The organism is Streptomyces sp. NBC_01217, from assembly GCF_035994185.1.
In the GTDB taxonomy this organism is placed as follows: Bacteria; Actinomycetota; Actinomycetes; order Streptomycetales; family Streptomycetaceae; genus Streptomyces.
On record NZ_CP108538.1, the window covers coordinates 3,429,049 to 3,448,888 of the forward strand.

16 protein-coding genes and 1 other RNA gene are annotated in these 19,840 nt (G+C 70.6%); 3 read left to right on the forward strand and 14 right to left on the reverse strand.

Features of this window, described 5'->3' with window-relative positions:
• Positions 1–27 precede the first annotated feature (27 nt).
• The 5 genes from OG507_RS15110 to OG507_RS15130 all read right to left on the reverse strand — a co-directional run bounded on the left by OG507_RS15110 (position 28) and on the right by OG507_RS15130 (position 6,634).
• Positions 28–1,176 (reverse strand): uroporphyrinogen-III synthase, encoded by a 1,149-nt coding sequence (locus tag OG507_RS15110; protein WP_327371978.1) that lies wholly within the window; start codon positions 1,174–1,176, stop codon positions 28–30.
• Positions 1,177–1,388: 212 nt separating this feature from the next.
• On the reverse strand, positions 1,389–2,621 hold the full coding sequence (locus OG507_RS15115) for an acyltransferase family protein (RefSeq protein WP_327367720.1): 1,233 nt from the start codon (positions 2,619–2,621) through the stop codon (positions 1,389–1,391).
• Positions 2,618–4,810 (reverse strand): bifunctional polysaccharide deacetylase/glycosyltransferase family 2 protein, encoded by a 2,193-nt coding sequence (locus tag OG507_RS15120; protein WP_327367721.1) that lies wholly within the window; start codon positions 4,808–4,810, stop codon positions 2,618–2,620. The genes OG507_RS15115 and OG507_RS15120 overlap by 4 nt, the downstream gene beginning before the upstream one ends.
• Positions 4,811–5,494 (reverse strand): hypothetical protein, encoded by a 684-nt coding sequence (locus OG507_RS15125; protein ID WP_327367722.1) that lies wholly within the window; start codon positions 5,492–5,494, stop codon positions 4,811–4,813. It abuts the gene before it with no gap.
• Between the two features lie 138 nt (positions 5,495–5,632).
• A complete protein-coding gene (locus tag OG507_RS15130) occupies positions 5,633–6,634 on the reverse strand; it encodes a LysR family transcriptional regulator (RefSeq protein WP_327367723.1) in 1,002 nt (333 codons plus the stop codon).
• Between the two features lie 117 nt (positions 6,635–6,751).
• Between OG507_RS15130 and OG507_RS15135 the strand changes: the two genes are divergently transcribed.
• Positions 6,752–8,008 carry an MFS transporter gene (locus OG507_RS15135; protein WP_442811100.1) on the forward strand — a complete coding sequence of 419 codons (1,257 nt, stop codon included), beginning with the start codon at positions 6,752–6,754 and terminating at the stop codon, positions 8,006–8,008.
• A gap of 88 nt (positions 8,009–8,096) precedes the next feature.
• On the opposite strand, the gene ssrA is transcribed toward OG507_RS15135, so the two are convergent.
• From ssrA to ftsE, 5 genes are all read right to left on the reverse strand, one after another.
• Positions 8,097–8,484: a transfer-messenger RNA gene (gene ssrA, locus OG507_RS15140) on the reverse strand.
• A 129-nt stretch (positions 8,485–8,613) separates the two neighbouring features.
• A complete protein-coding gene (gene smpB / locus OG507_RS15145) occupies positions 8,614–9,102 on the reverse strand; it encodes an SsrA-binding protein SmpB (protein ID WP_327367725.1) in 489 nt (162 codons plus the stop codon).
• An 18-nt stretch (positions 9,103–9,120) separates the two neighbouring features.
• Positions 9,121–10,308, reverse strand: coding sequence for a S41 family peptidase (locus tag OG507_RS15150; protein ID WP_327367726.1), 1,188 nt, complete (start codon positions 10,306–10,308; stop codon positions 9,121–9,123).
• Between the two features lie 67 nt (positions 10,309–10,375).
• Positions 10,376–11,293: a permease-like cell division protein FtsX gene (ftsX, locus tag OG507_RS15155; protein ID WP_327367727.1), complete on the reverse strand. Its 918-nt coding sequence runs from the start codon at positions 11,291–11,293 to the stop codon at positions 10,376–10,378.
• 23 nt (positions 11,294–11,316) lie between these two features.
• A complete protein-coding gene (ftsE, locus tag OG507_RS15160; RefSeq protein ID WP_024489199.1) occupies positions 11,317–12,006 on the reverse strand; it encodes a cell division ATP-binding protein FtsE in 690 nt (229 codons plus the stop codon).
• Positions 12,007–12,273: 267 nt separating this feature from the next.
• On the opposite strand from ftsE, the gene OG507_RS15165 reads away from it, so the two are divergent.
• Both OG507_RS15165 and OG507_RS15170 read left to right on the forward strand, forming a co-directional pair.
• Positions 12,274–12,474: a hypothetical protein gene (locus OG507_RS15165; RefSeq protein ID WP_327367728.1), complete on the forward strand. Its 201-nt coding sequence runs from the start codon at positions 12,274–12,276 to the stop codon at positions 12,472–12,474.
• A 303-nt stretch (positions 12,475–12,777) separates the two neighbouring features.
• Positions 12,778–13,986 (forward strand): IS30 family transposase, encoded by a 1,209-nt coding sequence (locus OG507_RS15170; RefSeq protein WP_442811097.1) that lies wholly within the window; start codon positions 12,778–12,780, stop codon positions 13,984–13,986.
• Between the two features lie 82 nt (positions 13,987–14,068).
• Here the strand turns inward: OG507_RS15170 and OG507_RS15175 are convergent, their stop codons facing one another.
• From OG507_RS15175 to OG507_RS15190, 4 genes are all read right to left on the reverse strand, one after another.
• Complete coding sequence (locus OG507_RS15175) at positions 14,069–14,941, reverse strand: LPXTG cell wall anchor domain-containing protein (protein ID WP_327367729.1); 873 nt, start codon at positions 14,939–14,941, stop codon at positions 14,069–14,071.
• A 388-nt stretch (positions 14,942–15,329) separates the two neighbouring features.
• On the reverse strand, positions 15,330–16,436 hold the full coding sequence (gene prfB / locus OG507_RS15180) for a peptide chain release factor 2 (protein WP_327367730.1): 1,107 nt from the start codon (positions 16,434–16,436) through the stop codon (positions 15,330–15,332).
• A 163-nt stretch (positions 16,437–16,599) separates the two neighbouring features.
• The gene (locus OG507_RS15185) at positions 16,600–17,838 is read right to left on the reverse strand and encodes a serine/threonine-protein kinase (RefSeq protein WP_327367731.1); all 1,239 of its coding nucleotides are present in this window, start codon (positions 17,836–17,838) and stop codon (positions 16,600–16,602) included.
• Positions 17,839–18,019: 181 nt separating this feature from the next.
• The gene (locus tag OG507_RS15190) at positions 18,020–19,699 is read right to left on the reverse strand and encodes a serine/threonine-protein kinase (protein ID WP_327367732.1); all 1,680 of its coding nucleotides are present in this window, start codon (positions 19,697–19,699) and stop codon (positions 18,020–18,022) included.
• Positions 19,700–19,840: the final 141 nt, after the last annotated feature.

The following is a 19,840-nucleotide window of genomic DNA, read 5'->3' on the forward strand; positions in this document are numbered from 1 at the left end:
CGCCGGTCGTTGGGTACCTGCCCAGTTCTAGCAAGCGCCACTGACATCGGGGTTGTCCGCCACCGGGTCCAGCGCCAGCCGGTAGCCGCGCTTGACGACCGTCTGGATGAGGCGGGGCGCGCCCAGGGCCGTGCGCAGCCTCGCCATGGCTGTCTCCACCGCGTGTTCGTCCGTGCCGCTGCCGGGCAGTGCGCGCAGCAGGTCGGCGCGGGAGACCACCCAGCCCGGACGGCGGGCCAGGGTGTGCAGCAGGGCCATTCCGGCGGGCGGCACCGGGCGCTGTCCGCCGTCGACGAGCACGGCGTGACCGCGGATCTCGACCCGGTGCCCGGCGACCGGCAGCGTATGTGCCCTGGCGGGGAGTTCCGCGCACAGCAGCTGGACGAGCGGGGCGAGCCGGAAGCGCTCCGGCTGGACGGTGTCGATCCCGCGGGCCCTCAGCGGCAGGGCGGTGACCGGTCCGACGCAGGCCACCAGGACGTCGTCCCGCAGCGCGCTCAGGAGCTCCGGGAGCAGCCCGCGCTTCTCGGCCCGGCCGAGCAGCGAGGCGGCGGCGGGGGCGCTGGTGAAGGTGAGGGCGTCCAGGCCCCGGGCGAGGGTGATGTCGAGCAGCCGGTCGAGCGGGGTGATGTCCACGGGGTCCACCCAGCGGTAGACGGGTACGGCGACGACCTCTGCGCCCGCGGCACGCAGCGGCTCGATGAAGCCGGGGACGGGTTCGCCGTGCAGTTGGAGGGCGATGCGGCGGCCCGCCACGCCCTGGGCAAGGAGCCGGTCCAGTACCTCGGCCATGGACTCGGAGCCGGGTGACCACGCCTCGGTCAGTCCGGCGGCCCGGACGGCGCCCTTGACCTTGGGGCCGCGGACCAGCAGTTCGACGCCGCGCAGGGTCTCCAGCAGCCGGTCGCCGAGGCCCCAGCCCTCGGCGGCCTCGATCCAGCCCCGGAAGCCGACCGCGGTGGTGCCGACGACCGCATCGGGGGCGGATTCGATGATTTCGCGGGTGGCGGCGAGGAGTTCGCCGTCGTCGGCGAGCGGCACGATCCGCAGGGCGGGTGCGTGCAGGACGGCGGCGCCCCGCCGCTCCAGCAGCGCGCCGAACTCCTCCGCGCGCCGTGCGGCGGTGACCCCGACGGTGAAGCCCGCGAGGGGCCCGTGCTCTTCGCCCTCGTGCATGTGGTCTACCCGGCTCTCGTCCCGCTGCTGCCCGATGATGCCGAGGGGCGAGCCTGCCAACGGTGCGTGACAGCGCTGGTTCACCCGTATTTCCCGGCCGTTACGTCACAGGACACCGGGCGGTCACCGGCACTGCTCCGGTACGGCTGAGCTGCGGCTTCGTGGGCGCGGGCGTGGTGGGACCGGGAGCGGCGAAGGTATACCGTCCCCGGTCACCGGGACCGCTTGCGCGCTCCGTTCGGCCAGAGCCTCGGTGCGCGCCCGGCCGCGATGTCCTCGACCCAGCCGGCCGCCGGGATCGTCAGCGCGAGCAACGGCCAGACGAGCAGCAGCGTCAGCTCCGAGTACGCGGCGCCGATGTACGTACCGAAGTGGTCGCCGACGTACGGGACGTTCCACAGCTCGTCGACGAGCGGTGCCGCGGTCAGGATCAGCAGGTTGTGCCAGAGGTAGATCGTCACGGCACGGTTGTTGGCGAGAGTGATCAGTCCGTCCCACCGGGCCAGCCGGCCGGGCAGTTGCCGCCAGGACGGTGCGTAGTGGAGCAGGATCACGCAGAAGCCGAACGACCACGTCGCCTGTGCGAGCGGGATCTCGTCGAGGTTCCAGCCCTCCTCGGTGAGGTGCCCCGAGGCCCACCACAGCCCGAACGCCATGAGGAACGCGGCGAGCGAGACCGTCAGATAGCGCGGGATCTTCTTCAGGAGGCCGTCGTGGTGGGCGAAGCCGAGGATCCAGCAGGAGCCGAACACCGCGAAGTCGAGTAGCCCCTCACCGGTCTCGCCGGGGACGGTGACCAGTCCGGTGCCGATCACGGCGGTCAGTCCGAGCGGGGCGAGCAGCGTCGGCCAGGGCATGCGGCGGAAGGCCTTCAGCAGCAGCGGCGAGGCGAGCACGAACCACAGGTAGGCGCGGATGTACCAGAGCGGGCCCACGGCCTGGTCGGCCCAGGACTGCTCCAGGAGGCCGCTCGGCGAGCCGTTCTCCCATGGGTACGGCGGGGTGCCGACGGGTAGGAGGTAGCAGCCCAGCTTGATGAACCACCAGATGCCCTCCTCCTTCACGGGCTTCCAGCCGAGCAGGAACATCACCGGAACGACGGCCGCCGCGAACGCCCACATCGGGGGCAGCAGCCTGCGGAGCCGGCCGCGGATGACGTCCCGTGCCGGGCGGGCCAGCGAGCGGGCCATCAGCGAACCGGCCAGGGCGAACATGACGCCCATGGAGGGGAACAGGATGGTCAGCCAGGCCCAGCCGAAGACATGGAAGACGACGACGCGTACGAGTGCGACGGTACGCAGCAGATCGAGATAGCGGTCCCGGCCGCCGCCCGACGCCCGACCGCCACCCGGCTCGGAGACGGCGCTCTGCTCGCGGGCGGACACCGGCTCATGGTCAGCGGCCGGGGCCTGTTGCGGGAGCCGCGCGGTGGAGTGGTGGCTCATGCGACCGGCCTCCGGTCACTGCTCGGCCGCGGCCGCCCCGGCAGGGCTCCGGGCGCCTCCACCACTCCCGTACGGCGCAGCTTCTGCCAGCGCAGCCGGCCGCCGGTGAGCGCCGTGATCCAGGACTGGAGCAGCACCACGTACATCAGCTGCCGGTAGAGGATCTGCTGGAGGGGCAGCGAGATCAGATGCGTCATGCGTTCCCGGTCGAGCCGGAAGGCGTACGCGGCGCAGACGGCCTGTACCGCGAGGACGCCGAGCCAGGCGAGGACGGTCTTCTGGGTGGGGCCGAAGACGAGTCCGTACAGCAGGAAGACGTCGATGAGCGGGGCGAGCAGCGGGGCGACCACCATGAACAGGGCGACGAAGGGCAGTCCGACGCGGCCGAAGCGGCCGGACGGGCCGCGTTCGACGACGGCGCGGCGGTGCTTCCAGATCGCCTGCATGGTGCCGTACGACCAGCGGTAGCGCTGCGACCACAGCTGCTGCACGCTCTCCGGGGCCTCGGTCCAGGCGCGGGCGTTCTCCGCGTAGACGACCTGCCAGCCGTCGCGGTGCAGTGCCATGGTGACGTCGGTGTCCTCGGCGAGGGTGTCCTCGCTCATGCCGCCGATCCGGTCCAGCGCCTCCTTGCGGAAGGCGCCGACCGCACCGGGGATGGTGGGCATGCAGCGCAGGACGTCGTACATCCTGCGGTCCAGGTTGAAGCCCATCACGTACTCGATGTGCTGCCAGGCGCCGATCAGCGAGTCGCGGTTGCCGACCTTGGCGTTCCCGGCGACGGCGCCGACGCGCGGGTCGGCGAAGGGCTGGACCAGTTCGCGGACGGTGGCGGGTTCGAAGACGGTGTCGCCGTCCATCATCACGACGATGTCGTGACGGGCGTGCGCGATGCCGTTGTTGAGGGCGGCGGGCTTTCCGGCGTTGCGCTGGCGGATGACACGCACCCGCGGCAGCCGCATCGCCTCGACGATGTCGGCGGTGCCGTCCGTGGAGCCGTCGTCGATGACGATGATCTCGACGGGATGGTCGCTCACGACCAGGGAGCGCACGGTGTTGGCGATGCATTCGCGTTCGTTGTACGCGGGCACGAGGACCGAGACCGGGCGGGTGAGCGCCGGTCCCCAGCTGAAGTCCCTGCGGCGGACCCTGCGGGCGTGCAGGAAGGACAGCAGCAGCATCAGCCCGAAGCGGACGAGGACGAGGACGCCGATCACCGCGAGCCCGGCCACCAGGACCCCGGTGACGTTCTCCGAGAGGTCCACGGCCTGGACGAACGCCTTGCCCTTCCAGAGCGCGAATCCGGTGACCGGGGTGTGCGCGCTGGGGGCGCCGAGGGCGGTGGTGAGGTTGGTGAACTCATAGCCCCGCTGCTGCATCCGCGGCAGGAACTCACCAAGGGCGGCGACGGTCTGGGACCTGTTCCCGCCGGAGTCGTGCATCAGGATGACGGCGCCCTTGCCGCCCTCGGGGGTGGCGCGCTCGATGATCGCGGGGACGCCGGGGCGCTTCCAGTCCTCGCTGTCGGTGTCGTTGACGACGGTGAGATAGCCGCGGCTGCCGACGTACCGGGTGACGGGCCAGGACTTGTTGTCCATGGCGTCGGCGAACGAGGAGTACGGCGGCCGGAACAGGGACGTACGGATACCGGCCGCGCCCGCCAGTGCCAGCTGGTTCTGGGACAGCTCCCAGTCGATGCGGGAGTGCGACTGGTAGGAGAGATCGGGGTGGTCGAAGGTGTGCAGCCCGACCTCGTGCCCCTCGTCGACCATGCGCCGTACGAGGTCGGGGTAGCGCGAGGCCATGGTGCCGGTGACGAAGAAGACGCCGTGCGCGTGGTGCTTCCTCAGCTCGTCGAGCACCTTCGGGGTCCACTCGGGGTCGGGGCCGTCGTCGAAGGTCAGGACGATGCGGTGGTCGGGGATGCGCAGCGACCCGGCGGGCCGGGTGGTGCTCCGGGCGTCGATGACCGGGCCGCCGCCGAGGATCGCCTCGGGTACCTGGTCGGTGGCCGCCGGGGGCTGGATCCGGTGGTCGGCGAGGATTTCGCTGTGTACGTAGCCGCGCAGCATCAGCATGGCGAGCAGGGCGACGAGGAGCAGTGACGGCAGCAGGTAGCGCATGGGCAGTCTGCGCTGCCGGATCCGCTTCCTGACGTTGCGTCTGCCCCGCGGGGCGGGGGAGGTCATTTACTCGGCGCTTTCTCGCTCTTGCACGGGGGGTTCCGGGGACTGAGCGGGCGGCGACGTGCTGTCCGCGGGCGGGGTCGGGGGTTCGGCGGACGGTGTCGCGCTGTCCACGGGCGGTACGGGGGCCGAGCTGGACGGACCGGGCTTCGTGCCGCCGCCGGTGCCGTTGTGCGCCTTGGGCGGTGCGACGGACGCGGAGGCCGAGGCGCCCTTGCCGGGGCTCGACGAGGCACTGGCGGCCGCGCTGCCCGAGGGCGTCACGCCACCGCCCGGGGTCGGGCCGGTGGTGGCGCGGCCGGACGGACTGCCGGGCGGGAGCGCCGCGCCGGTGCTGTCCGCCGGTGCGGGCGGCGCCTGGACCACGTCCGCGTTCTTGTGCCCTTCCTGGCCGGAGAGAGGCAGCCAGGGCGCGCTCGAATTGCCGCCGAGCACGGCGACGACCAGCGTCACCGCGTAACAGGCGCAGCCCACGGCGAGGACCCAGCCCAGACGCCTGAACGTCTTGCTGCGCCGGCCGCTCTCGTCGACGAACACGGGGTTGTCCGAGCCCTCGGGCTCGCTCGGCTGCGCGATCAGCTCGGAGAGCTGCCGGCCGAGGCCGTCGAGCTGGACCGTGACTTCGTTCGGCTCGTGTGTGTGCCCCGAACGGGCACCTTCACGCCAGGTTTCCACAGGTGTACGCACTTCCCCCACTCAAGGATCGGGTGCGCACGGCTGTCCGATTATGTGCTTCCGGACCGGGCCCCCACCCTGTCCGCGCCCCCATCACATTGCACCCGAGCGATGAATGTAGCGCATGCGAAACGTACTTCTGTCCCCCGATCAGGTGGTTTTCAACATGAGAGATGCATCGATCTCCGGCAGCCAGCTTCCGCCGGGCCGCACCATCCAGTCCTCCTCGGATCCGAGTTGAACTGCGGCTTTACGCAGGGCGTCGAGCCCGGGGTGGCGCAGCCCCTTGCGCCAGACCAGCAGGAGCGGCGAGAGCGGTACGGGACGGACCAGTGGACGCACCACGGTGTCCGGCATCGGGGGGAAGTCGACCACGCACAGAACGGGGTTCCCCGACTTCGCCATCACCCGCTGGAATTCGGCCACGCCGATCGCGAGGGGTGCGGGTGGCGCCAGCGAGATGCCCCACTCGGCGAAGAGCAGCCCGGCGAGGTCCGTCCACTCCTCGGTGCGCGGATTCCCGGCGCCCGCGTAGACGGTCTCATCGGTCAGCTCGTCCAGCGCGACGACCTCGTGCGCGGCGAGGGGGTGATCGTCGGGGAGCAGAACGGCCATCGGCTCGTACCGCACCGGCTGTACGCCGAGCCGTGCCCGGACCGCGGGGGCGAGCCCGGCGGCGCGGCCGAAGGAGACGTCGAGCCGCCCGGCGAGGATCTCGTCCGCGGCCCAGGTGAGCCCGCTCTCGAAGCGCGCCATCAGCTCGCATGCCGGAGCCAGCTCCCGCGCGCGGGTGAGCACGCGGGCGGCCGTCATGCCGTCGGTGTTGAGGTCGACGAAGAGCGGCCGGGCCGCGGGGTCGGCGAAGGCGGCGGCAAGATCGGCATGCGCCTCCAGCACCCGCCGGGCGTACGGAAGAAGCCGCTCGCCGTCGGCGGTGAGGGTGACCTGCCGGGTGGTGCGTACGAACAGTTCCGCACCCAGCTCGCGCTCCAGCCGGCGGATGTCCCGGCTCAGCGCCTGCTGGGCGATGTAGAGCCGGGCTGCGGCACGGGTGAAGTGCAGTTCCTCGGCGACGGTGACGAAGGCTCGGAGCAGCCGGGGGTCGGTGGGGGGATGCGTCGGGGTGCCCGGATCGGCAGCGGATGAGACCACACCCGGCAATTTACAACACAGATGCGTTAATCGGCACGGAGAAGGTGTTGGACCCCGCGGGCCGCACACCGCAAGGGTTGATCCATGCCGTACGAGAGAACCCCGCACGCCGACCCGATGCTCACCGTCTCAGGAAACCTGCTGGTCATCGCCCCGCGCACTGCCGCCTCCGGGGACCTGCCGGTCACCGCCGCCCCCTCCCGGCCCGCGTCCACCAACCCGTACCGCCGACTGCTCGCCACCCCAGGTGCCCGCGCCTTCACCGCGGGCAATCTCCTGGCCCGGCTCCCCATGGGCATGTTCAGCGTCAGCGCGGTGATCATGATCGCCGGTTCGCGCGGCTCGTACGCCCTGGCCGGTGCCGTCACCGCGACCGGCCTCGCCGCGACAGCGGTCGTCGCGCCCTGGACGGCCCGGCTCGTCGACCGGTACGGACAGGCGAAGGTGGCGGTGCCCGCCACCGCGCTCGCCGCGCTCGGATCGCTCGCGCTGCTGCTCTGTGTGCACTACGACGCCCCGGCCTGGACGCTCTTCGCCTCCTACGCCGCGACCGCCACCACGCCCAACACCGGCGGGATGTCCCGGGCCCGCTGGGCCCATCTGCACCGGGGCGACCCGGCCGCCCTGCACACCGCGAACTCCTTCGAACAGGCCGTCGACGAGCTCTGCTTCATGCTCGGCCCGGCGCTCGCCGCGCTGCTGTGCGCGGCGCTCTTCCCGGAGGCCGGAACCCTCGTCGGGGCGATCCTGCTCATGACCGGCGTGCTGATCTTCGCCGCCCAGCGCGCCACCGAACCTCCGGTGGCCCCCCGCACCCACGCGGGCTCCCCGCTCCGGGCCCCGGGCATGCCGGCCCTGCTCGCCGCCTTCCTCGCCACCGGCGCGGTCTTCGGCGCGATGGAGGTCGTCACGATCGCCCACGCCGGGGGCGCGATCCTGGCCCTCCAGGCGACCGGGTCGTGTGCGGCGGGGCTGCTGTACGGATCGCTGCGCCCGGCCACCGACATCCGGCGCCGGCTGCTGGGCTGCCTGGCGGGGATGACGACGCTGATGTCCCTGCCACTGCTCGCCGCCTCCTCGACCGATTCGCTGCTCGCCCTCGCGGGCGCCCTGCTGCTGGCCGGTGCGGCGACGGCCCCGACCATGGTCACCGGCATGACGCTGGTCCAACGCCTCACCCCCGAGAGCCAGTTGAACGAGGGCATGACCCTGGCCGTGACCGCGCTGCTCGGCGGGATAGCCGCGGGTTCGGCGACCGGCGGCTGGATGGTGGAGCACACGGGGCAGGTGACGGGCTATGCCGTACCGGTGTGCGCGGCAGCACTGGCGCTGGCCGTCGCGGCGGCCGGGGTCCGGGCGCCCCGGACCCGATGACGGGAACAAACAATGCGGCGGAGAAAGCGGGACAGAAAAACGAGGACCCCGTTGCCGGTGGGCAACGGGGTCCTCGTTCACATGGGAATTGTGGAGATGGCGGGAATCGAACCCGCGTCCAACGGTGCAGAATCAGGGCTTCTCCGAGTGCAGTCCGCTGCGCTTTTCTCGGCCCCGGCAGTCACGCGGACAAGCTGCCGACGGGCCCAGCCACTGTTTGATTTCCTTCCGGGCCCCGTGGCCGGGTCCAGAAGTTTAGATCCCTTGATGATGTCAGGATCCGGGTCGGGATCAACCCCGGGCTGACACTCCGCAGAGTCTTCGCTTAGCTGCTAATTAGGCAGCGAGGGCGAAGGCGGAGGAATCGCGCTTGGAATTGGCGATTATTGGTTGCGACATATGGTTTACGAGATCATTGCCGCTTCCTCGACTCGCTTCCCCTGCTTCGACATCCGCTGTCGAAACCGATCATCCCCATGTTGTTTTTTCAAAATGCGCACCTGCTGTGCGGTGCAGTGCCATCGTACGTGACCAACGCATGACGATGCCAGCCCATTCCTGCCGGCCCGCCCGTACGCCTCTCGGCCACGTCCGTACGCTCCCGGCTAGGCGCTGCGCTGACGTCGGCGCACGGCCGAGATGGCGCGGTTGGTCTCCCGCAGGTCCTGCTTCTCTCGCAGGGTCTGCCGCTTGTCGTACTCCTTCTTGCCCTTGGCGAGCGCGATCTCGACCTTGACCCGGCTGTCCTTGAAGTAGAGGGCGAGCGGCACGATCGTGTGCCCCGTCTCGCCGGACTTCGACTCCAGCTTGTCGATCTCCGCCCGGTGCAGCAGCAGCTTGCGCTTGCGCTTGGCCGAGTGGTTGGTCCAGGTCCCTTGCACGTACTCGGGGATGTGGATGTTGTGCAGCCACGCCTCGCCCCCGTCGATCTGGACGAAGCCGTCCACCAGCGAGGCCCGGCCCAGCCGCAGCGACTTGACCTCGGTACCCATGAGTACGACGCCGCACTCGTAGGTGTCGATGATGTGGTAGTCGTGCCGCGCCTTCTTGTTCTGCGCGATGAGCTTGCGCCCCGTGTCCTTTTCCTTAGCCATAGTGTGGCCATTTTCGCACTACGACCCACCCCCGAGGCCACTCAATACCATCTCGGCCCGCTGCTCGGCCCGGGAGCTGACCGCGAGGTCCGGGGTGATGCCCTGGCCGTCGACGCCGCGGCCCGCCGGGGTGCGGTAGTGGCCGACGGTCAGCTCGGCCACCGAGCCGCCCGGGAGCTTGCTGGGCATCTGGACCGACCCCTTGCCGAAGGTGCGCGATCCGACGGTGACGGCGCGGCCCCGGTCCTGGAGGGCGCCGGTGAGGAGTTCGGCAGCACTCATCGTGCCGCCGTCGACGAGGACGACGAGAGGGCGGACGGTGTCGCCGCCCGGCTGCGCGTACAGGGCGCGCTGCTCGCCGTGCACGTCGTACGTGGCGACGAGGCCGCCGTCCAGGAAGGCGGAGGCGGCGGTGACGGCCTCGGCGACCAGGCCGCCGGAGTTGCCGCGGAGATCCAGGAGAACCCCGGCACCCGCCGGTGCGTTCCGGACCGCGTCACGGACCTCGGCACCCGAGCCCTTGGTGAACGAGTCGACCTCGATCAGTACAGCTGTGGAGGAATCGGAACGGGCCGGTCCGATTCGCCGCACGGTGACGGGCTCGGTGGTGAGCGTGGCCCGGTGCAGCGTCTCGGTCCACAGGGCGGCGCCCCGCTGGACCCCCAGCACGACGGTGGTACCCGCGGCCGCCTCCGTACGGTCTCCGCGCAGCAGGGCGACGACGTCGGCGACGGGGCGCCGGTCGACCCGGTGGCCGTCGATCGTACGGAGCAGGTCGCCCCGCTCGATGCCGGCCAGGTCGGCGGGGCCGCCGGGCTGGACCCGGGCCACCTCGACCAGCCCGCCGGTGGAGCGCTTGGCGGCGAGCCCGACCCCGGTGTAAGAGCCGTCGAGTGCCTGCTCGAACTCCTCGTACTGGCGCTCGTCGTACACCGCGCCCCAGCGGTCGCCGCTGCGGCTGACGACCTCCTCGGCCGCCTCCTTGCCGGACTTGCCGTCGGCCACTGCCCGGGCGGCGGCCTCGGCCACCTCCTCGCCGTCGACGGTGGAGGCGACGGAACGGGTCGCCAGGTCCGGGGACTTCGCCCCGCCGTGCGGCAGCGAGCCGGTGGCCGCCGCGGTGGCCAGCACGGTCGCGAAGACCAATGTCAGGGCCGCCCCGCGGCGCACACCGCGGGGCCCAGGACATTGCGTGGGGCCGGACATGGCGACGAGTCTAGGACAACGCCCCTGAGGCGCACGGCCGGTTGGCCGCGCGCCACAGGGGCGCTTCTCACACCTTCAGGTACTTGCGGAGCGCGAAGAGAGCGGCAACGGCGGGCATCAGCAGCCCGATTGCCAGCACCAGGGGCAGCTTGGTGAAGACCGCGTCCCAGCCGATGAAGTCGATCAGGTTCAGCTTCGACTGGAGCGCCAGACCACCGTCGATCAGGAAGTACCGCCCGGCCAGCAGCATCACGCAGGCGAGCACACCGCCGATGAGACCGGCGAACGCGGCCTCCATGATGAACGGCATCTGGATGTAGAAGCCGGACGCGCCGACGAGCCGCATGATGCCGGTTTCGCGCCGCCGGCTGAACGCGGACACCCGGACGGTGTTCACGATCAGCATCAGCGCAATGACCAGCATCAGCGCCATCACGAAGAGGGCTGCCACATTCATGCCGTTCATCAGCCCGAAGAGGTTGTCCAGGATGGATCTCTGGTCCTGGACCGACTGCACCCCGTCACGGCCGGCGAAGGCGGTGGCGACGACCTTGTACTTCTTCGGGTCGTGGAGCTTGACCCGGAACGACTCCTGCATCTGGTCCGGCGTGATGTTGCTCGCCATGGGCGAGTCGCCGAACTGCTGCTGGTAGTGCTTGTACGCCTGGTCTGCCGACTCGTACGTGACCGTCTGGACGGCGTCCATCTTCTTGAGGTCGCCCTCGATCTGCTCCTTCTGCTCCTTGGTGACAGCACCCTTGGCGCACTTGGGCGTCGAGGTCACATCACTCTTGCTGCACAGGAAGATCGAGACGTTGACCTTGTCGTACCAGTAGTCCTTCATCGTGCTGACCTGCTCGCGCATGAGCAGCGCGCCGCCGAACAGGGCGAGCGAGAGGGCGACGGAGACGACGACGGCGAAGGTCATCGTGAGGTTGCGACGGAGGCCGACGCCGATCTCCGACAGGACGAACTGGGCGCGCATGGCGTCCTTTCAGTGCTCGATGCTCAGTGCTGGTAGCCGTAGACGCCGCGGGCCTGGTCGCGTACGAGACGGCCCTGCTCCAGCTCGATGACGCGCTTGCGCATCTGGTCGACGATGTTCTGGTCGTGGGTGGCCATGATCACGGTGGTGCCGGTCCGGTTGATCCGGTCCAGCAGCTTCATGATGCCGACGGAGGTCTGCGGGTCGAGGTTGCCGGTCGGCTCGTCCGCGATCAGCAGCATGGGACGGTTCACGAACGCCCGCGCGATCGCCACGCGCTGCTGCTCACCACCGGAGAGCTCGCCGGGCATCCGATCCTCCTTGCCGCCGAGGCCGACCAGGTCGAGGACCTGGGGGACGGCCTTGCGGATCTCACCGCGCGGCTTGCCGATGACCTCCTGCGCGAACGCCACGTTCTCCGCGACGGTCTTGTTGGGGAGGAGCCGGAAGTCCTGGAACACCGTGCCCAGCTGGCGGCGCATGTGCGGCACCTTCCAGTTGGACATGCGCGCGAGGTCCTTGCCCAGGACGTGGACCATGCCCTGACTGGCGCGCTCTTCGCGGAGGATGAGTCGCATGAAGGTGGACTTGCCGGAGCCGGAGGAGCCCACCAGGAAGACGAACTCGCCCTTCTCGATATCGAGAGACACATCCCGTAGAGCGGGACGGCTCTGCTTCGGGTAGGTCTTGGAGACGTTGTCGAATCGGATCACGGATGCACCACGGTCGGCCGGGAGTAGGTGTGCGTGACCATACGCGAACCGGGCTGACGCGTGCAGGCGAGCGTCCGAGGATGGGCGATTTATGGCGGAACGGCACCGGTGACCTGCGGGCGCGAAGCGCTACGGAACGGGTGATGTCCGGCGGGCCGCGCCGAATTCCGCGCGAGCTGGCACAGTGGTAGGGAACGTTTGCGTTTCCATGAGCGTTGTGCGGAGTGAAAGCTTGTGCGGCTCCGCCGCGCGGGAGGAGGAAAGCGCATGACCTATGACCGATTGGTGTGCGCGAACTGCGCGGCGCCCGTGAACGAGGGGCGTTGCCCCGTGTGCCGGGCAAGCCGCGCACGGCTGCAGCAGGAACAGGGGCAGGGAATGTTCGCGGGGCTGAGCCCTGTGACGCTGGTGGCCCTGCTGGTGGTGCTGGTGGGCGCGCTGGCACTGCTGGCGCACCAGACCGTGTAGCGACTGCACAGCCAAGGCCGTCCGCCCGCCTGCCGGAGCGTGTACGCGTACACAGAGGGGCCCGGGATGCCGACTGGCGGGTTCTAGCGATCCCCGCAACACCCTGGTCTTCAGGGAGTTGCGGGGATCGTGGATTTTGAGGGCTTGAAGGTGAGGTTCTTCGAGGCGCTGGACCGGGAGAACGGCAGTGTCGCGGGGGCTGCTCGGGTGGTCGGGGTGAGCCGTCACACGGCGGCCGGGTGGGCGCGGAAAGCCGGCGTGCGTGGGCGTGGGAAGCCGGGCGCGGCCGGGCATCCGGGGCGAGTGGAGTACGACAGGCTTCGCGCGTCCGGGGTCCGGCAGCGGGAGGCCGCGGCACTGGTCGGGGTCCATGAACGCACTGCGCGGGACTGGGACCGTGGTATCAGGAAGAGCAACGGCGCGCGCCTGCACCCGGACGGGCGCCGGATCGATTACAAGACCGGTGTGACAACCACCAGTGCCGCATCGCGGGAGCCGTCCGTTGCGGCGGTCGAGGCCGAGCTGCACCACCGGTTCCTGACGGTGGCGGAGCGGGAGTTGATCGCTGACTTGCGTCGTGAGGGTCAATCGCTGCGGGCGATCGGGCGAGCGCTGAGCCGACCGGCCTCCACGGTCAAGCGGGAGATCGACGCCCATTCGGTCGAGGGCGTCTATCAGCCGCACCGGGCACAGCGGGCGTGGGCGAAGAGCCGTCCGAGGCCCAAGGCGTCCAAGCTCGCTACGGACGGTCCGCTGCGTGATTACGTCGCCCACAAGCTGCAGCAGCAGTGGTCACCTGAGCAGATCTGTCACGCTCTGGTCACCGAGTTCCCCGACGACGAGAGCATGCGCGTGAGTCCGGAGACGATCTACCAGGCGATCTACGTGCAGGCCCGTGGCGGACTGCGCCGTGAAGTCGCGGCAGCGCTGCGCACCGGGCGCACCCGCCGCAAGCCGCACCGCAGCCCGGACCAGCGAACGCGCCGGTTCGTCGACGAGATGGTGATGATCTCCGAGCGGCCGCCCGAGGTCGCAGACCGGGCGGTTCCCGGCCACTGGGAAGGCGACCTGATCGTCGGCACCCGCAACGAGAGCGCGATCGTCACCCTGGTCGAGCGCTCCACCCGCTATGTCATGCTCGGCCACCTGCCCGGCGGGCACACCGCCGAGGAAGTCCGTGACGTGCTGGTGCCCCTGATCCAGACCCTTCCCGAGCACCTGCGCGGCTCGCTGACCTGGGACCAGGGCTGCGAGATGGCCGCGCACAAGCAGTTCACCGTGTCCACCGGTGTTCCGGTCTACTTCTGCGACCCGCACTCACCCTGGCAGCGCGGATCGAACGAGAACACCAACGGCCTGCTACGGCAGTACTTCCCCAAGGGCACCGACCTGTCCGTGCACAGCCCCGAAGACCTCGAACACGTCGCTCAGCAACTCAACGGCCGCCCACGCAAAACGCTCGGCTGGAAAACTCCAGCCGAGCGTCTGCGTGATCTACTGACGACCACGTAAGCCATCAGGTGTTGCGAGGACCCCGAGAATCTGCCACTGGCGTCCCGGGCCCCTCTGTGCGTATCAGTACCGCAGGCGGCCCTTAGGCGACCGTACGGCCGTTCACCAGGCGCGGCAGGATCCGGAAGCCGATGCCTCCGGCGATCATCGTCGCGGCGCCGACCAGCAGGAACGTGGTCTCGGCGGCACCGGTCTCGGCGAGCTCGTCCTTGCCCTTGCCCTGCTCGACCGGCTGGTTGCCGGCGGAGTCGGGGGTGGTGTTGTCCACGCACTTCGCACCGTCGAGGTCGACGGTGCAGGTGCCGGTGTCGCCACCGGTCGCGGAGCCGGAGGAGGCGCTGCCGGTGGTGCCGGAGCCGCCGGAGGTGCTGGTACCACCGGACTGGTTGCCGCCGGAGGCGTTGCCGCCCGTGGCCGAGTGGCCGCCGCCGGAAGCCGCGTCGCCACCGCCCGCAGCGGAGTCACCACCGCCGGTGGCGTCGCCGCCGCCGGAGACATCCTCGCCACCGGACACGTCGCCACCACCGGAGACGTCACCCCCGCCGGAGACATCCTCGCCACCGGACACGTCACCGCCACCGGAGACATCCTCGCCACCGGACACGTCACCGCCACCGGAGACATCGCCGCCACCGGAGACATCCTCGCCACCGGACACGTCGCCCCCGCCGGACACATCACCGCCGCCGGAGACATCGGCACCGCCGGACACGTCACCGCCACCGGAGACATCGCCACCGCCGGAAACGTCGGCACCGCCGGCGCCGTCACTGCCCTCGGAGGCACCGTTGAAGTCGTTCACCTGCACATTGGCGCTGACGGAGGCGTCACCGGCGTCCACGCCAATCCCGATGCCGACGGCCGACGCCGCACCCGCAGCGGTGAGCGAGGCGCCCGCGGCGATCACCGCACCCGCGGCTATCCGCGCGACGCGTACTCGCGTCTTCTTGGTCATCTGCTGCTACCCCCAGTAGCTGTTCTCGTCAATGGAGCAGCCATATGCGGGCCCCGGCGCTGCGGAGTTCGCTCCGAGCGGTGCCACCTAAAACCGTGGTCATGCCGCCCGCCCCCGTTCACATCCGTCCCAGACATACGCATGCTGTTCCAGCACCCTGTCCAGAGTTAAGGGCTACGTCAAGGCCGTTCCGTGCAATGCGCACCGTTTTGCTCGCAGTTGACCCCCATTCAGAACCACGACTGTGACGCACTCACCACGGCTCCTTCGTAACTCGGAACCCCAACTCCCCTTCGGGGGCCGCCCCGTGCCCGTCCCCGACGAAAACGGCGGTGCCGGAAACCCCTCGGGGATTCCGGCACCGCCGTAAAGACCTGGAACAGGCCGCCTACTTCTCCCGCTGCTTGCGCCAGCGGATGCCCGCCTCCAGGAAGCCGTCGATCTCGCCGTTGAAGACCGCTTCCGGGTTGCCCATCTCGTACTCCGTACGCAGGTCCTTGACCATCTGGTACGGGTGCAGGACGTACGACCGCATCTGGTTGCCCCAGGAGTTGCCGCCGTCGCCCTTGAGGGCGTCCATCTTGGCCTGCTCCTCCTGGCGGCGGCGCTCAAGGAGCTTCGCCTGGAGGACGTTCATCGCGGACGCCTTGTTCTGGATCTGCGAGCGCTCGTTCTGGCAGGAGACGACGATGCCGGTCGGGAGGTGGGTCAGGCGCACCGCGGAGTCCGTGGTGTTGACGCCCTGGCCGCCGGGGCCCGACGAGCGGTACACGTCGACGCGCAGCTCGGACTCGTCGATCTCGATGTGGTCGGTCTGCTCGACCACGGGCAGCACCTCGACACCCGCGAAGGACGTCTGGCGGCGGCCCTGGTTGTCGAAGGGCGAGATCCGGACGAGCCGGTGGGTGCCCTGCTCGACGGAGAGCGTGCCGTAGGCGTACGGCACCTGGACGGCGAAGGTGGTCGACTTGATGCCGGCCTCTTCCGCGTACGACGTCTCGTAGACGTCGGTCTTGTAGCCGTGCCGCTCGGCCCAGCGGATGTACATGCGCTGGAGCTTCTCGGCGAAGTCGGCGGCGTCCACGCCACCGGCCTCGGCCCGGATGTTGACCAGCGCCTCGCGGGAGTCGTACTCGCCGGACAGGAGCGTACGGACCTCCATCTCGTCCAGCGCCTTCTTGACGGACGCCAGCTCGGACTCGGCCTCGGCCAGGGCGTCGGCGTCGCCCTCGTCCTGGGCGAGCTCGAAGAGGATTTCGAGGTCGTCGATCCGGCCGCGGAGGGCCTCGGTCTTGCGGACCTCGGCCTGGAGGTGGGAAAGCTTGCTGGTGATCTTCTGCGCCGCCTCCGGGTCGTCCCAGAGGGAAGGCGCGGCCGCCTGCTCCTCGAGCGCGGCGATGTCCGCCCTCAGCGCATCCAGGTCCAGGACGGCCTCGATCGACCCCATGGTCGAGGAGAGGGACTTCAGCTCTTCGGAAATATCGACGACTGCCACGGGTCCAGCGTAACGGCTGTCGGCACGGACGTTCCTCGGGCCGCAGGATCACGACCCGGCGACCGGGTGCGGGACGCGTCCGCGGGCGGTATGGGGACGGCGTGCCCTAAAGGCCCCTAAGGCCCCTGAGGCCACCGGGGACCGCCTTGCCGGGGCTCACGGGTCAGGGTGTTCCCGGCGCCGAGTTCTCCGTGTCCTGGGCAGGTGCCTCCGTGTCGTCGCCGCCCAGTGCCAGCCAGCCGCCCACACCGAGGGCCACCACCAGCACCAGCGCCGCGGCACCCAGCGTCAGTCGGCGTTTGCGGACGGCCGCGGACTTGTTGCGGGCCGAGCCGGGGCGGGGGCTGCCCGGGGAGCGGGGGGCCCTGGCCGTGCCGCGGGGGCCGCCGGAGAGCTCGTCGGGGGCCGGTACCCGCATGCTCGTGTGGGTGTCCCGGTTGGAATCGGTGGACGAGCCGGGGACCAGCGGGACCGCGCCGCGGCGGCGGGGTTCCTCGGGTACGGGGGTGTACTGCTGCTCGTCGTAGACCGGGGGCTCCGGTTCGGCGTCCGGCTCGTCCACGTCGAGCGGTGGGATGCCGGCCAGGTGCGGGAGCTGCTCGCGCAGCCGGGCCGCGAGCTCGGAGGCGCGCAGCCGGGAGGCCGGGGCCTTGGCCAGGCACTGGACCAGGAGCTGCCAGAGTTCCTCGGGGATGCCCGGGAGCGGGACGACCGTCTCCGTGACGTGGCGGCGCAGCACCGCGCCGGGGTGGCCGCCGCCGAAGGGGGTGAAGCCCGCGAGGAGCTCGTACAGCACCGTCGCAAGGGCGTAGATGTCCACGGCGGCGCGCGGCGGGAGACCCTCGACGATCTCGGGGGCCAGATAGTCCGGCGTACCGATGATCTTCGTGGCCTTGGTGCGGCGCGGGGTGTCGATGAGCTTCGCGACGCCGAAGTCGGTGAGCAGCGCCGGGTGCGAGCCGCCGGGACCGAGCGGGCCCTCCATGTCGAGCAGGATGTTCTCCGGCTTGACGTCGCGGTGGACGACTCCGGCGGCGTGCGCGGCGGCCAGGCCGTCGGCGACGTCCGCGATGATCGCGACGGCGGCCTCGGGCGCGAGGCGGCGTTCGCGGTCGAGGCGGGTGCGCAGGTCCGTGCCGCGCACCAGGTCCATGACCAGCGCCAGGTCGTTGCCGTCCACCACGAGGTCGCGGACGGCGACGACATGGGGATGGTCCAGGCCGAGCAGGGCGGTGCGCTCCTGGACGAAGCGGCCCACGAGCTCCTGGTCGGACGCGAGGTCCTCGCGGAGCAGTTTGATGGCCACCGGGCCCTCGGGCCCGTCGCCGAGCCACACCGTGCCGGCGCTGCCGCGCCCCAGGATCTGGTGGGCGGTGTACCGGCTGCCGATATTCCGTGCCAAGACTGCTCCCTCAGCGGCTGGCGATGGACCGTCGCTCATGACCCCCGGTCGACAAAGTTACGCGTCGATCGGGGTGTTGAGTGCCCGGGTCGGCGCCAACCTTCACTTCTGCGGGCGAATTGCGGTGGAAACTGGCCCGCAGAAGTCGATATAGCTACAGAATTGATGATGTCGCGGGTGTTCAGGCGCCGTTGCTGCCGTTGCTGCCGCTGTCGCCGCCCAACTTCGAGACCCAGTCCGTGAAGCTGGAGACGGCGTCGCTGATCGCCTGCCAGTAGCTCTTGCCCTGGCCGATCCAGTCCTGCAGCGGGGTCAGTTCCCAGATCAGCCAGCCCGCGACGAACAGCAGCACCAGGGTGAACAGACAGCCCTTGAGGCAGCCGAGGCCGGGGATCTTCATCGGGTTGGCGTTGCCCTGCCTCGGCTCGCGGGGCTGGCGCGGCACCGGCTGCTGGGGCGCCGGCTGCTGCGGGGGCGCGTACTGCTGGCGCTGGGGCTGCTGCGGCTGCTGGTACTGGGGTTGCGGCTGGTACTGCTGCTGCCGGGGCTGGGGGTACTGCTGCGGCTGCTGGTACTGCTGATGCTGCGGCGGCTGCTGCCGTCGCTGAGGCTGCTGGGACTGCTGCTGCGGCTGGGAGCGCTGGGGCCGGCGGCGCAGCGGGTCCTGGCTCGGGTCGAGGTACTGGACCTGCGTCTGCTCGTTGCGGTCGCGGGCCGCCCGGAGCTGGGACTGCCAGGGGTGCGGCTCCTCGGGCTGCGGCGGGCCGTCCGGGTGCGGCGGTACGGGCGGCATGACCGTGGTCGGGTCGGCGTGCCCGCCCGCGCCCTGGCCCGGGCCGGGGGCGTGCTGCATGACGCTGGTCGCGGCGTTCGGATCGTACGAGCCCGCGTTGCCGGGCAGCACCTGGGTCGGGTCGGCCGCTCCGGGGGTCCGGGGCACGGCCGTCGGCGCGGGGTCGGGTGCGAGCAGGGCGCCCACGCCGTCGGCCGCCGCGATCTGGGCGGAGTTGGCGTGCACACCGATGCCGGCCGCGACGGTGCGCAGTCCGCGGGCCAGGTTCTCGGCGCTGGGCCGCCGGTCCGGGTCCTTGCTCAGGCAGCGCTCTATGACCGTCCACAGCGGGGCCGGGACGGTGGTGGGGCGGCGGGGTTCCTCGCTGAGGTGCCGGTGCAGGACTTCGAGGGCGGTGCCGCCGGAGAACGGCGGGCGGCCTGTGACCAGCTCGTACAGCAGGATGCCCGCGCCGTAGATGTCGACGGCGGAGGTCTGCGGGCGGCCCTCGGCGGACTCCGGCGCCACATAGGCGGGCGTGCCGACGAACTCATGGGTCCGGGTGAGCCCCGGGGAGTCGGCCAGACGCGCGATGCCGAAGTCGGTGAGCATCGGGTGCATCTGGCCGTCGCGCTCGTCGAGCAGGACGTTGGCGGGTTTCAGGTCGCGGTGGACGACGCCGTCGGCATGGCTGGCGGCGAGCGCGTCCGCGATCTGCGCGGTGAGCAGCGCGGCGGCGACCGGGGTGAGCGGGCCGTTCTCGCGCAGGTAGCGGTGCAGGTCGGGGCCGTCGATCAGGTCCATGACGAGGGCGAGGAGATCGCCTTCCACGACCAGGTCGCGGGTGCGCACGATGTTCTCGTGGGTGAGCCGGAGCAGCACGGAGCGCTCGCGCAGGAACCGCATCACGACGTCCGCGTCGTTGGCGAGCTCCTCCTTCAGGACCTTGATCGCCACGGTCTCGCCGGGCTGGCCGGCGACGGCCGCCTCGGCGCCCGCGGTCTCCCGCTGGCGGGCACGCCAGACGGTGCCCGTGGCGCCGCGTCCCAGCGGCTCCTCCAGGAGGTACTTGCTGCCTACCGGCCGCACGTCATGCGCTCCCTGCAGATCGTGGTGCTTACGGTGCTCCCGGATACACCCGGGAGTTCCGGCCCACTCTAGTGGGGTGACCGGCGAGGTCGGGCTGGTCCGCCCGGTTGCCTCCGCCGCACCTGTCCGCCGGCTCCGGGT

What these genes read in the sequence shown, in the direction of transcription:
- ftsX (WP_327367727.1), bottom strand. Translation starts at nt 11,293, where the DNA reads ATGCGCGCCCAGTTCGTCCTGTCGGAGATCGGCGTCGGCCTCCGTCGC.
- smpB (WP_327367725.1), bottom strand. Translation starts at nt 9,102, where the DNA reads ATGGCTAAGGAAAAGGACACGGGGCGCAAGCTCATCGCGCAGAACAAG.
- OG507_RS15175 (WP_327367729.1), bottom strand. Translation starts at nt 14,941, where the DNA reads ATGACCAAGAAGACGCGAGTACGCGTCGCGCGGATAGCCGCGGGTGCG.
- OG507_RS15135 (WP_442811100.1), top strand. Translation starts at nt 6,752, where the DNA reads ATGCTCACCGTCTCAGGAAACCTGCTGGTCATCGCCCCGCGCACTGCC.
- OG507_RS15110 (WP_327371978.1), bottom strand. Translation starts at nt 1,176, where the DNA reads ATGCACGAGGGCGAAGAGCACGGGCCCCTCGCGGGCTTCACCGTCGGG.
- OG507_RS15150 (WP_327367726.1), bottom strand. Translation starts at nt 10,308, where the DNA reads ATGTCCGGCCCCACGCAATGTCCTGGGCCCCGCGGTGTGCGCCGCGGG.
- OG507_RS15115 (WP_327367720.1), bottom strand. Translation starts at nt 2,621, where the DNA reads ATGAGCCACCACTCCACCGCGCGGCTCCCGCAACAGGCCCCGGCCGCT.
- OG507_RS15120 (WP_327367721.1), bottom strand. Translation starts at nt 4,810, where the DNA reads ATGACCTCCCCCGCCCCGCGGGGCAGACGCAACGTCAGGAAGCGGATC.
- OG507_RS15165 (WP_327367728.1), top strand. Translation starts at nt 12,274, where the DNA reads ATGACCTATGACCGATTGGTGTGCGCGAACTGCGCGGCGCCCGTGAAC.